This is a genomic window from Bradyrhizobium rifense, from assembly GCF_008123425.1.
Taxonomy (GTDB): Bacteria; Pseudomonadota; Alphaproteobacteria; order Rhizobiales; family Xanthobacteraceae; genus Bradyrhizobium; species Bradyrhizobium rifense.
The window spans coordinates 193,102-206,746 of sequence record NZ_VSSS01000038.1 but is presented as its reverse complement, the minus strand read 5'-3'; the positions used below and the strand labels follow the sequence as shown (position 1 = coordinate 206,746).

The window sequence follows — 13,645 nt, the reverse complement described above, 5'->3', positions numbered from 1 at the left end:
TTGCGCGGCCAGCCGCCGCGCGAGTTCGGGAATTGGGCCGACGACTTGCCGACCAGGAAGAATGTGGCCCGGACGCACTCCTGCGCGCGGCGCTGTCAGACTTTTTCCGTGTGCGGCGGCCGGGGCCCATCGTCGAAGGTCAGTACAATTTCGCGCTCCGCCAAGGGGGCGGTCTGAGGAAAAACTCTTTGGTCCGACCCGCGAACGTCTCCCCCTCCGCGGCCAACTCAACCGGACGTGGCCGGATTTGCGCCGCTTGATGCCTGAATCATCTTCACCAGGCCGAGATGAGCTTGCATCTCACTTCAGCAAGGAGGTCGCCTCCCGCCTCTGCGGCGCGTTAGCTCCTACCATCTAATTGTGCGTGGCGTCGTGCTCGATTTAACGGCTCTTCGCAAACATTAACTCGTGCGAACCTGCGATAGGACCGGTCATTATGTGAATTTGCCGCACACTGCTAGGCAACCTTCGTGGAAGGGTGCTTCGTCGTCTTGACGCGCGTTACACTGCATCGACCATCGACGCTGACGGGCGCGTCACCATCGATTGTGGCACGATGGACGACACGATGCTGGTCACCGTAATCGTTGACCGCATAATGCTGCGTTGCGCGGTTATCCCAAATCGCGACATCGCCTTCTTTCCAGCTCCAGCGTACGGTATTCTCGGGCGCCGTGATATGGGACTGGAATAGATCAAACAGCTTCTGGCCGTCGCGTTTTGGGATATCGATAAACCTTTGCACCAGATCGCCGAGTACCAGCGCGCGCTCGCCGGTCTCGGGATGTACACGGACCACCGGATGCTCGGTCTCATAGATCGTTTTGGTAAAGACCTCATCAAAATGTTTCTGGTCGATTTCGCGAACACGGCAGGTACCGGCGTAGTCGAAGGCGTTGCTGTGAACGGTCCAGAGTTCGTCGGCAAGCCGTTGGAGCGGCCTCGGCAGATCCAGATAGGCGGCCACAGCGTTCGACCAAACCGTATCGCCACCGGACGCTGGAATCACAACGGCTCGCAGAACCGCAAGTTTGGGATAGGCCGCGAGAAACGTTCCATCGGCGTGCCATACATCGGCCCGACTACCTCCGCCCGCGGAATCAAGCTCGATGATCGAGGTCGTTCCATTGATGGTACCGAGCGTCGGATGCGGCACCAGCCTTCCCAAACAAGCGGCAAAGCGCTCCTGCTCCGCGTCATCAAGATGCCCCTGATCGCGGAAAAAGATCACCTTGTGTTCGAGCAGCAAGCTGTTGATCGCAGCGACGGTTTGGCTCGGTAAATCTCCCGAGAGCTTGACATTTCCGATTTCAACACCGATGCGCGCTGCGCGCTTGACGACGTCGGTCGGTGGAATGACACTATCAGTCGAAGCCGTTTCTCTCATTGCGAACTTCTCCAAGCGTTGCGGATTCTTCAAACGGACGAGGGCGCATGTCACTCGGTTTCGAAGGCGACCCACATCGCGCTACGGTACTCTCGAGCAAGCACCATGCCAGTCGGAAAACGAAGCTGTGAAGGTCCGTCAGCTAGCTGATCGGATGATAATTCGAAATGCTGCCCCGTCCTCTTTCCAACCCGACCCCGTGAAAAACCGGACGTAAGCATTTGAGGCGAGCCCTGGGTCGGCGGGGAAAAGCATAGGGCGCATAATCGACAGGAATTGTACCGCTCGGCACTCGAAGAGAAGGCCGTACGGTCCTCGTGCAACGTCGGGCAGCCAGCCGTGCGTGCCGTTGTCGTCCAGTATGCGCCTTCCACTCAACTGTTTGCGGCAATCGGCCAAGTCTCGAGCCGCGTCTGCGAACGAGCCATCACCGGCTCCCAAGGTGTCCGGGGCCTGCCCCGGCCGTGATCACAGCCGGAACATCATCCGCTCGAAATGGAAGAGGAATAGATGGTTTTGGAAGAGCTCCAAACGACCGAATTACGGTTTCATCTAGGCGAAAGCCATTGATCCGCGGCACTGGGGTCGCGATGTTCTCGATGCAGCGACGTCCGAGCGCGGTAAGGCAGATGTCCTGCGCGGTCCCGCTGGATTTGTCAAAGAAGCCAAAGATATGTCCACTACCAGCCTTTACGGGTGTTTCAATGTTGTCAAAGTAATTACCCTCGATCAGTGCCTGCACAGATGATCCAGCATCCACCGCATGGAAGAATCCGCCGCTCTGTTGCGCATTCGTGTTGTGGAAGTAGTTGTTAACGAGATGAACAATGGCCTGGGCCCCGTCGATGTGCGGCGCCCGCCCCGAGATCTCATGGAAATAGTTATTTGCGATGGTGATCGTCTGCGGGACACCAAGAAACAGGAGATTCCAATAGTGCTCCCCGTTGCAATAGGAGGAATAGGTATCGCTACCATCGAAGTCGTTCCAGGAAATCGCGATATTCGTCGTAGGGCCAAAGCCGCCGGCAATCATCTGTCGCCCGATATTATGAAATCGGTTGTGATCGATCCAAACCAGGTCGGCTCGTGCAATTGCAATAGCATCGCCCGCAAATATCACGCCTTGATTGACATCACTGATGGTCAGGTTGCGAATGACGACGTTGCTGACCCCATTCAGGCGCAGTCCCTTCCCTTTGATTGTAGCGCTCGGGCCAACGCCGATCACTGTTTTGTTTGAGCCAATTTCCAGCGGGCGCTTGCCGGCCCTGTCGAAGCCGACCAACGTCTTCTCCTTGCCATCGCAATGCGCGTCGTTGCCATCCATAAGGAGAAGGGACTCACGCTTGTAAGGCGCCGAACAAGTGCGGCCGTATTGGCATCCCTGCCCCTCGCCTCGCCCTTCCGTACCGGTAAAGTCTATGGTTCCGATTACCTGGATCTCGCGCGGACTATTGTCATTGCACTGCCCGAAGCTGTACGAACGACATAACTCATGATTCAGAGCTTCGGTTGATCTGACCTGAACTATCTCGCCTCCAAGGCCGCCCGTCGCTGCAGAGCCAAAGCCCTTGAGGGCTTCCGATCGCGCATTGTCCGATCCGAGCACGGAAGAGATGCCGAGGGCGACAGCAAATCCGCCGAGCACGCGCAACGAACGCTTGATGTGCTCCATCGTGTCTTTCATAGACATATGCTCTCTCTGCTACCCGGAAATCCATGCGAGAAACTGAACTATCGAACTGAAATGCTGAAGTGGAGTGGGCCATCAGCATGGGGCGTTAACGCCATCACATCGGCCTCAATAAGGCAGCAACGGAATATTGGAACCGTGCTAAACAACAGCCGAAGTGTGCAGCCGCAGGCTCCGTACCAGCTGCGACGGATCTGGGTAGCCATTGAACCACTCACGGCCGATGAAAGCAGCGGTCGATGCTTCGAGAGCTTGGTCAGAATGAAAGCAAGATGCTATCCCACGGCTGGCCGTAACGGGCACGGCTCGAAGACGACGGCTGGAACAGCTTGCAAGCGCTCTCGTCGATCCCCCTTTGACACATCATCAGTTAGCTGCCCTCAGCGCGAGCGCGCGCGGAGGAATGAAACGACCCAGATTGGCTCTTTCTGTGATCCAGCATGAGGCGCACCCCAGTTCAAATCAGGGGTCGTCCGGCTGTCGGCCGGGCTGCCGGGGAGCTTCGCCCATGTACACGCCGCCTGCCTTCCGAGCTCGACATCGCCGACCTTCATCGGAAAGGGCGCGAGGCGCGGTTCGCCACGGGGTCACCGCCACTCACGAAGGGCGTGTTGGAGCGATGCTGCCCGTAGTACTCGACGAGCAAAGGCTCCATGGGCACCATTTGTGCGCGCCTGGCGCGTTCGAATCTGCAGTGGAAGCTGACGCCGACTGGCGAGGCCATGGCGACTTTCGCTGGGTTCTTCGATGGCACGCGGAAGATGAGCCAGAATTGCAATACGGCGGATCGCGCCGGCGTCATCGAGGACTTATCCAACAGCGACCCTGACGAAGGCGTCGTGCGGCTCACCTCATTCCGAAGGATGACGAACCCGAACGGCTTGTTGTAAACGAACCCGGCGCCACGTGGATTTTCTCGACTTCCTCGACTGCCCTCCGTCTGCACAACGACGTGCTGCGCCGGGGGGTTTCTGCTTGCGTCAAGTGCCTTACGCAGCACAGAAGAGTGCATGATGCCATCGAACGCGCGCCGTCTATCGCGAGCGGCAGCCGTGGCGCCCAGGCTACGAGGCCAACTCCGGAGAAGAAAAACGATGTACCAGTGGCAGCCCATGGGATGGTTTCGCATGCGCATCTCGAACACTGCGTCTGCAGGATTCGTTCTGATTGCGCTTGATGGCTTGCAATTCTCTAGAGGTTTGCAAAGAGCCAGCGAAGCGTCTGGAATCTGACATTGTGGTCGGATTGCAGAGTTTCTGACAGTTCGCGATAATCTGCGGTCGCGCCAACACTCCCGACGGGCAGCATGAAACGCAATGTCTCTGTTATCAACGTCGCGCAGCTTACTTCTGTCAAGATGATCGGAGCTCCCGGAGCCCCCTGCTCGACGACGCACTCGACCTAAGACGCTCCAGTGACTTGTTCCGCCCGATCCACGCCCTCCGGCGCAACGGGCATGCTGAACTGAAAGACGGCTCCGCGAGGATCATTGGCGCCGGCCCACATTCGGCCCCCGTGCGCCTCAATAATAGAATGGCAAATGGCCAGACCCATGCCCATGCTTTCGGATTTCGTGGTGTAAAACGCCTCGAACACGCGGTCCACGCTACTTGGATCGAGTCCTGGACCCGTATCCCGAAAAGAGACCAATACATTATTCGAGCCATCAGTCCGCGTAGCGATCAGTAACTCGCGCTCGCCTTCGTTGATCTCGCTCATTGCCTCGATGGCGTTCGTGATCAGATTGAGAATCACCTGCCGTACCTGAACGCGATCTGCTCGAACGAGCGGCAACGCCTCAGGCCGTCGGGTTCGCACCCACACATCATGTTTTGCGAGTTCCGCGCCAACTAAGGACAGCACCTCTAAGATCACTTCGTCAATTGCAAGAAGCTCCGTTTGTATCGGAGCCTTGTTCATAAGAGCGCGGATCCGGCGGATCACGTCTCCAGCGCGCATGCTGTCACGGACAATTAAACCGAAGGTCTGCCGAATTTCTTCCAGATTTGGCGGTTGAGCAGCGAGCCAATTTAGCCCTGCCCCCGCATTGCTGCTGATCGCCGCAATCGGCTGGTTGACCTCATGGGCGATCGAGGCGGCCAGCTGTCCCATTGTCGTGGTCCGATTGGCGTGTGCGAGGCCCATCAGAGTTTCGCGATAACGTCGTTCGCTTTCACGGGCCTCCGCTTCCACTCTCTTTCGCTCTGTCAGATCGAGGACGAAGCCAACACCGTGGTCCTGTCGCTCATCGAATACGGCGAGGCCAATTAGCACCGGCACGCGGCTGCCATCCTTCCGAATATACTCTTTCTCGAACTGCTGAACAGCTCCGGTCCGTTTTGCTTCTGTCCGAGCATCCATTGTGCGCTCGTGCCATTCTGGAGGCGTCAGGTCGAGACCGTTCACTCGCCCTGCGAGAAGATCCCCTTGGTCGTATCCAACCATCGCGAGGAAGGCTTGATTTGCCTCGATGATCTCGCCCCCTTTGCCGATGATAAAGATTCCGATGACGTTAGCGTCGAGTAAGCGCCGGATTTTCGCCTCCCGTTGCTGCACTTCGCTGTACAACCGGCTGTTTTCCAGCGCTGTTGCAGCTTGGGAGGCAAGCATTTTCAGCACCGAGTTGCGGGCAGCCGAGAATATGCGCGGGGCGAGATTATTCTCCAGATAAAGTACGCCGATCAGCTTGCCTTGCGTGATCAGTGGCAGGCAAAGAATAGAACGCGATTTGCGCTCGCGGATATACGGGTCTTCCGCAAATGAAGGCTGGGCGGCAGCATCTTCGAGAATGACGTTTTCGCGGACACGTAGGACGAAATGCAGCACGGACTCGGGAAGAGCCATCGGAGTCACAGGCTGTTCATCTACCTTTACAAGCAGCGCATCCGCTACCGTTGTGGCTTCCGCCTCGATCCGTGGCTCGCCTTCATCCAGCAGAATCAACAAACCTCGCTCGGCGCCAGCCTGCTCAATGGCAGTCCGCATAAGCGTGTCGATTAGTTTTTGAAGCACAATCTCGCCGGAAATCGCCTGCGACACTTTTGTCACCGTCGCCAGATCAAGATGCTCAACCGGAGCTCCGATCCTCATGCCATTCACGGCAAGAGTGGTCTCCTCATGGTTGAGATGGGGATGTAGCTCGTCGAGTTGACGCACCTTACCATCTGCTCCCCAACGAAGGTAGCCATGCCGGGCGTCCTGCAGGTAAACCCGGGAGATCCTGTCAAAACCGCGCGTTGCATAAAAGCGCGCTGCAAGTTCACCAGCGACCCCCGCGTGATGGGCGAAACCGTTACGCCCTGCGGTCTGGATTGAGCGTTCGTACAGTCGCATTGCGTCTGCATCCCGGCATTCCAGCCTCGCAATTTCAGCCCCGACCAAGGAAGCCCGGTTGTCAAAGTTTTCGGGGCAATTTGTGGCCCATATCTGCAGCTGTCTGTGATGGGCATCAATCATTTTTCGATGTTGCTGTTGTTCGCTTTCACACAGCCCGTCGCAGTAACACGAGTGAGACAGCGCGCCATAGAAGTGAAACTCCGCGATCAAGAACTCTGTCGGGATGGTCCACAATCCGGGCTCTGCCTTCGAGCGAGCACCAATAGCTGCAGGATAATCGCCGGCCAGAAACCGCGCCTGAAGTTTGCGGATCCAGTAGACGGTTTCGCTCGGTGATAGCTCCGGACTGCGTTCAAATGATCGCTCGATGTCCAGCTCGTCAAACTGCTGATCATCGAAGGTACCGAATGAGCGCGTGAGGCCGCGCATGGTTCTAATAATTGCGAGCTGTGCAGTCATGGCATCAGCAGCAAACTTGACCTTTCTGTTCCGTATCGGAGCAAGGCTTTTCTCTATCTCGTTCTGCACCTCTTTCAGGGGATCTCCCGCCATCATCATATTTGAGGTTAGATGAAGCAAGCTGTACGCCTCATAGATGACATCGCCGATGCTGACCGCAGCTTCGAGCGCTCGCCGGATCAAAACTCGTCCGTCCCTTAGGGGCTTCGTCCACGGGATCACGTTGCCTCCGACGGCCAAATAGACCGGAGCCCGAAAGCGAGAGAACTCAACGCGATCAACCAGATCGCACGCAAGACGACCAAACTTATCTGCCGCTTGGTAGTCACCGAAGCGGCCGGCCGAGATTCGGCCCAGCCATGCGTAGTGAGTGCAAGAAGCATCAGTGTTGCCGTATTCGAGGCTGATGCTGACGGCTCTGCAGATGACCAGAGCGGATAAATTCACGTCCGTGAATCCAGCGGCCGGAAGAATCCGCGTCAAGACGGCCAGCGTGGCAAGCGAGGTCTGGTCTGTCATTCCAGGCAAACCAGCAAGATCCTCGATCGCGTCCGGCAGCTGTGACCACATCCGCTGATATTCGACTAGTGTCTCCTCGTCCTTCGGATGCGGCGACCACTCGATCCCGACGTCGTGAAGATATTCGAGACCTATGGCCACTGCCCGGCCGTGCTGACCGAGCGCCAAGTAAAGATCGACCCGCAAACATGCGACCGTTGATCGTTGGGGCGCATTCAAAGCGTGCTTCCACAGCGCGGAGAGGAGGCTCTCTGCAATGTCCAGCCGGCCTACCAAGAATTCACATTCGGCCCGACTGGTTTCCAGTGCGAATGCAAGTTCCTGGCGCCTTTGCCACGAATCCCGCGCGAGCAGCGTAGCACCGACAGTGAAATATGTCAGTGCCGAGGCGTAGGCCGCCGACGCCCTGGCACGCTGCCCTGCGATTAAATTTAACTCCGCGAGCTGCTCTCGCTCCTGACCGGAAGCAATTAGCGCGACACCTCGATTGAGTTGACTGACAACATCGAAGATAGCCTCTTCACGTTTGTGCGCAGGGACATGTGCCGCAAGCATCCGACCGATCCGCAAATGGGCAGGAGCGCGCGAGGATTCCGGCACCAGCAAGTAAGCCGCCTCTTGAACGCGATCGTGTACAAAGCGGTACACTGTTCCCTGGCGCGAGACCAGTTCCTGCCGGATCGCCGGCCATAGCCTCGCATGCACCTGTCCCTGTGACGTTTCGAGCACGATCGCAAGCTCTGCCGTCTCGGCCATGTTGCCGAAACAGGCCAGCTGTTGCAGCGCGTCCTGCGTCTCTTCGGGCAGCCGGATGAGCTTGCCGAGCATCAGATCGACGACGTTCTCGGTGTACGCTTTTGCGTGAATGCGCTTAAGATCCCAACGCCAGCGCGCCGACTCGTGATCGAACGTCAACAGCTGCTCTTCGGCCAGTTCAGACAAAAATTGAATGGCGAAGAACGGATTGCCCATCGTCTTCTGATGCACCAGCTTTGCAAGCGGGGCAGCGCGTTTTGGTCCGCAGCGAAGGGTATCCGCGACCAACTGCGCGACATCGTCTGCAGTGAGCGGCGACAGCGTGATCTTCTCTAGATTTACGTCGGCTCTCCTGATGGACTCGAGCTTGCGTTTGAGTGGATGGCCTGCATCAACTTCGTTGCTGCGGTAAGCTCCAATTAGCAGCAGGTGCAGGTCCGACTGAGTCAGAAGATCCTCGATCAGGTCGAGCGTTGCGGCATCGTGCCACTGCAAATCGTCGAGGAAGAGCACCAATGGATGGGTTCGCCGGGCGAAAGCACCGATAAAGCGGCGAAGCACGAGGTGGAAGCGATTTTGCGCTTGCCGGGCTGGAAGCTCAGCAGGCGCGGGCTGCTCGCCAATGATCAGGCTGAGATCGGGGATCAAGTCGATCATCAGCCGTCCATTCGCGCCGAGCGCCGCCCGGAGCGCCTGCCGCCAAGTCGCGAGTTCGCCCTCACTTTTGCTGAGAAGAGGACGCACAAGACTCTGAAAGGTCTGCACCAGTGTCGCATAGGGAACATCGCGCTTCAGTTGGTCGAATTTGCCTGATGCCAACAGCCCGCGCGAGGGCACGAGTACTTTGTGTAGCTCCTGGACAAGCGAGGACTTACCTATGCCGGAGTAGCCGGCAACCAGCACCAACCTCGGCGCGCCGCTCTTCACCGCGCGATCGAAAGAGCCAAGCAAGGTCTCGATCTCGCGGGCTCTGCCATAGAGCTTCTCGGGGATGAGCAGCCGATCAGGTGTGTCGTCTGCGCCGAGCTCAAATGTGTCGATGCGACCGTGGTTGGCCCATGCTGCCAGACAGTGTTGCAGATCGTGCTCAAGGCCAGCGGCAGTCTGGTAGCGTTCCTCGGCGGTCTTCGCGAGGAGTTTCATCACAATCTGAGAGATTGGCTCCGGGAGGTTTTGCGATTTCTCGACAGGCGGTGTTGCTTTTCTTGCAATATGACAATGGATCCACTCCAAGGGATCTGAGCCGGTGAACGGCAGCGCGCCGGTCAGCATCTGATAGAATGTCACGCCAAGTGAATAGAGATCACTGCGACAGTCGACGGAGCGATTCATGCGTCCGGTCTGTTCGGGCGCCATGTAGGGCAGCGAGCCCGCGATGAACTCGGCAGGCCCAGGCGGCACGCGCTCGCGGGAAAGACGGGAAGCCAGACCAAACCCAGTGACTCGCACCTGTTCGTCAGGACAATTGACCAGAATGTGAGCGGGTTTCAGGTCCTTGTGGACCAAGCCGCTCCGGTGAAGCTTGCCCACGGCCCTCGTGATACCAACAGCGAGGCGCAGGAACGGCTTGGGCTCCATACGGATCCCGAGTAAATTTAGCAGTGGCTCGCCGCATGGATCCTCCAGGACAAGCATAGTCCGACCAGCTTCCCGAATAAGTTCCAACGGCCGCACCGCCCATGCCTCGTCTAGCTCCTCCCTCAGCTCACACTCGTGGGCGAGGCGGTCAAGCGTCGCTGGGTGTTCTGCGGTGGGCCGCACAATAAGCACGACAGCGCTGCTGCCGTGGGTTTGCCGACGGCACGCACGGCAGAACGCCCGATCACCGTCCTCCCATAGGGGCTGGATGTCCTGGATGTCACTGTCGACATTTGAGCCGAACAGAGTTCGGCTGAGGGGGTCTCGCGGCATTTGCCCGCCCAGTCAATAAGGATTGAGCCAAAATCTGACACATATGGGGCGAGCTTGTGAAGGGACTTCGCAAAGGGCGCGAGTACCGATCAAGGCCGCCAAAGACTGGACCGCTGCACACAAGATGCAACTTACACCCCCCAATACCTGGCAGCCCGATCGTGTCAATCCAGCCCAATCCGGCGCGCAGGCCGGGCCTGCACAGCATCGGCGGCGGGCGCTCCCGACTGGCGCGGTGTAGAGGCGAGTTTCCCTTTTTATGGAACGGCTCGTAGCCGTTACCCGACCGCCAGCGGCGCACTGCCCGACCTGCAGCAGGGCCCCAGGTCGCTGCTACCGCTCAAGCAGGCAATGACATGTGAACGCTGACGGTTTTGCCCATGATCGGCGCAACGCGCGAGGCCATTGGACGCCGGCTTCTGACGGCTGCATCGGCCTGAGCGCCGCAACAGCGCTCAGGCTAGAAATCCGCCGACATGCGCGGTGCTGCTTTCGAGATCGACATTCACTCCTGGCTCCGTCGTTGGAAGGCGCCACGCAGTCATCGACTCCGAACCACAGCATCAAGGGCAGATCTGCAAGTCACTGTGAACGAAACCGCGCCAAAACTATCCTCTTCATTCCCGCTCCCATTGCTCGAGCAACTGATCCGCGACAAAGGCACTCCTGATGCTCACAAAGCGTCCGTACAGGCTCTCACCGATCGGAATGCCGCTCGCTTCGGTTCTCAGGAGGGCGATTGCCGGCCAGGCGATTTCGATAGATCTGAGAAAGTTCATGCTGGTTAAACCGCTGTTCAAGCGAGGCGTAAGCTACCCCAAAACCGGTGAAGGAAAAGGCAATTAAATGAAGAACAGCGGAACGTCTTCTTCTCGCCACGCGCACTGTGACAACATTTATCCAAGTCTTTGCCAACCAGAACTGTGCCGGATCGGAGTTTGCCAGTTCGATAGATCTACACCGGCATCGTACAACGTGATGCTACGAACGGTTCAAGCCCTTCCCGACCGGTACGAATTCGCAGGAAGTCACGACCTACTCTACGTTGGTGAGCGAGCCTCAGTTTTGCCACGCTGGTTGCTTCATTGGTGGCAACATCACCACGGATGTACTGGCGATGTGGGGCGAACCCGACGCACTTTCTGCTCGACGGAGTGCGTCGGGCCGCCTTTAATGACCCCGCCTAGCGGATCGATGAGCTGTTGGTAGGTCTGACAATAGCTTCAGGTTGACCGCTCGGGCCGGGTTTTGTCGGTCCTATGTAGGTCAAAGAGCCGATCTCCAGGCTGCCCGACACGGAACTCTGATGTCCGCCAGTTCTTAGGAGAATGATTCTTCGCTGGGATCAGCGGTTGTTTGGCTGATGCAGCAGAGCAAATGCTGCCTTTTGCCGCACTGGTCCACAGCCGGACACCGAATGGAGTGTATCCCGCCTCTCCATTCAGATTACGCCGCCTGATCTTGGGGGCGAGCCTGGTAAAGGAAGCAACGAGACGAACAAACGTGAGCGTCCCTGCAGCAGCTCGAGTTCGAGCATATTTCCTACAAACATGATGACGGAAAGGACTTGAATCGCACCTTGCGTCAGGTTGTACGAAGTCGATGCAAGATGCTTTCCCCGACCTCGCAAAGACGCAACTCACGGGCGCTCTGACGACGGAAAAAAGAGTTCATGTGCTGATGCCGCTGCTGCTCGTTCTGGTTTCCATTTTCCTTAGTGCGGGTGCGATCGTCTACGCCAGTTGCCGATCGCAACGCCGGCGGGATCGGCGCATGCACAGGCACAATCGCGCCAATTCGCTCAGCTCGCGCCCCCACGTTCAACTACCAAAGCGCCGGGCATTCTGATCCTTCAGCCGCAAAATGAGTCGTTCGCTGCAGCGAGCGCTGCAAGTCCTGGATTCGGTGCTTCTCGACCGGCTGTTCATTGATTTGATCGATGCCGCAGGCTGGTCCAACGCGACGGCGGAGAGACGCGAAAGGCAGTTCTCGACCACTCGAGCGGTTTTTGCTAGACTTTCCTGTAATGGGCAACGCTGGTGCGAATGGCTAACCAGTCACGCACCTGGAAAATCTCAAAGATTAGCCTACGCGAAAGGCTGCATGTCTCAATCAAAGGTCGTTGTGACACGATATTTCTACTGTAAATCGTACAAGTGAGGCTCTTATCGTGACCAAGCGCTCTGAACCGCGGAAGGAAGCCGCAAATGTCGAAGGGCCGGAGGTGAGGCCGAGCGTCCTCGTCGTCGACGATGACCTCTCAATGCGGGAATCGCTGGTCAACCTATTTCGTTCGATCGGTCTAGATGTCGTTGCTTACGGATCGGCCCAGGAACTGCTCCAGAGCGAGCTTCCTGATGTTCCTAGCTGCCTCGTGCTTGACATCAGGCTGCCAGGATCGAGCGGGCTTGAGCTCCAGAGTGAGTTAGCCAAACTGAAGATTCACATTCCCATCATTTTCATCACCGCTCATGGCGATATTCCGATGACCGTCAAAGCCATGAAGCGTGGAGCAATCGATTTTCTCAGCAAGCCGTTTCGCGATCAGGAACTGCTCGATGGCGTAGTCGCAGCTATCGAACAGGATCGGAAGAGGCGGGGTGTAGACAAGGTGGTCGGGAGGCTGCAGTCCTTGTTTGAGGCCCTAAGTCCACGAGAGCAGGATGTCTTGAAACTGGTCGCCGCTGGCCTATTGAACAAACAGGTAGCCGCGGAACTCGGGCTCGCCGAGATTACAGTAAAAATCTATCGCGGGCACATGATGAAGAAGATGGGCGCTCGATCGCTAGCCGATTTGATCAGGATGAGTGAGAGGCTGGGAATTGGGACCGACCGTTCCAGGGTACAAACCTAAGTATGATTTTACAATTTCATCGAACACGCGCACCCTTCAGTTGGCCGTCATGCTTCTGCCACCGCCTTCGCCCAACTAGAACGGGTTGTCTTGTCCAGGTATTCAACTGTTTCCGTTGTCGACGACGATCCTTCGATTCGTGCCGCACTGAACAACCTTCTGAAATCGCAGGGCCACATCGTTCATACGTTTGCATCGGCTGAGGACTTCTTGCGGTCGTCTCAATTGAATGACACGTCCTGTGTCATTGCAGACGTGCAGATGCCCACCATGAGCGGCTTTGAACTTTTGGAACAGATGCGGGCCCAGGGTCACGCTGCGCCATTCATCTTGATTACTGCCTTCGCGGATGATCGCACGCGAGCCCGCGCGTTGAGCGTCGGCGTAATTGGCTTTCTCGCCAAACCCTTTGCCGGTCTTGAGTTGATAGCCTGCCTCGATGATGCGCTGCGCGAGCATCGTGGCGGAACGGATGCGTGAAAGATGGGGAGGCAGTCTGGACCACGCCGCGCCCGCGCGGCGCCCAATGTGCCGCTGCCAGTCCTTACCTCGTGCTGGTGGCGACCATCGCCTTTCCGTCTTGCCGCATTCCTGTCGCTGTTGTTGTGCTTTCGGCATCTCATCGAAGCACTCGCAGCGTGGGGCTCCTGACAAAAACGCCTCTGACATGATCGCGTAATCAGACGAGGCGACCTAACAAAGGTGCGCACCAACAGCGATGCTGAGCTTA

General features: G+C 57.6%; 5 protein-coding genes. 2 read left to right on the top strand and 3 right to left on the bottom strand.

The features are described from left to right. Positions 1-457: 457 nt before the first annotated feature. The 3 genes from FXB40_RS25570 to FXB40_RS25555 form a co-directional block, all read right to left on the bottom strand. Entirely contained in the window at positions 458-1,387 is a 930-nt protein-coding gene (locus tag FXB40_RS25570) for a TauD/TfdA dioxygenase family protein (protein ID WP_148774909.1), read from the bottom strand. A gap of 427 nt (positions 1,388-1,814) precedes the next feature. Continuing rightward, positions 1,815-3,074 (bottom strand): pectate lyase family protein, encoded by a 1,260-nt coding sequence (locus FXB40_RS25565; RefSeq protein WP_210352185.1) that lies wholly within the window; start codon positions 3,072-3,074, stop codon positions 1,815-1,817. Positions 3,075-4,481: 1,407 nt separating this feature from the next. Beyond that, positions 4,482-10,061, bottom strand: coding sequence for a trifunctional serine/threonine-protein kinase/ATP-binding protein/sensor histidine kinase (locus FXB40_RS25555; RefSeq protein ID WP_148774908.1), 5,580 nt, complete (start codon positions 10,059-10,061; stop codon positions 4,482-4,484). Positions 10,062-12,231: 2,170 nt separating this feature from the next. Between FXB40_RS25555 and FXB40_RS25550 the strand changes: the two genes are divergently transcribed. Then, positions 12,232-12,915 carry a response regulator transcription factor gene (locus FXB40_RS25550; protein ID WP_148774907.1) on the top strand — a complete coding sequence of 228 codons (684 nt, stop codon included), beginning with the start codon at positions 12,232-12,234 and terminating at the stop codon, positions 12,913-12,915. Between the two features lie 90 nt (positions 12,916-13,005). Next, positions 13,006-13,395, top strand: a complete 390-nt coding sequence (locus FXB40_RS25545; RefSeq protein ID WP_148774906.1) for a response regulator transcription factor — start codon at positions 13,006-13,008, stop codon at positions 13,393-13,395. Positions 13,396-13,645 lie beyond the last annotated feature (250 nt).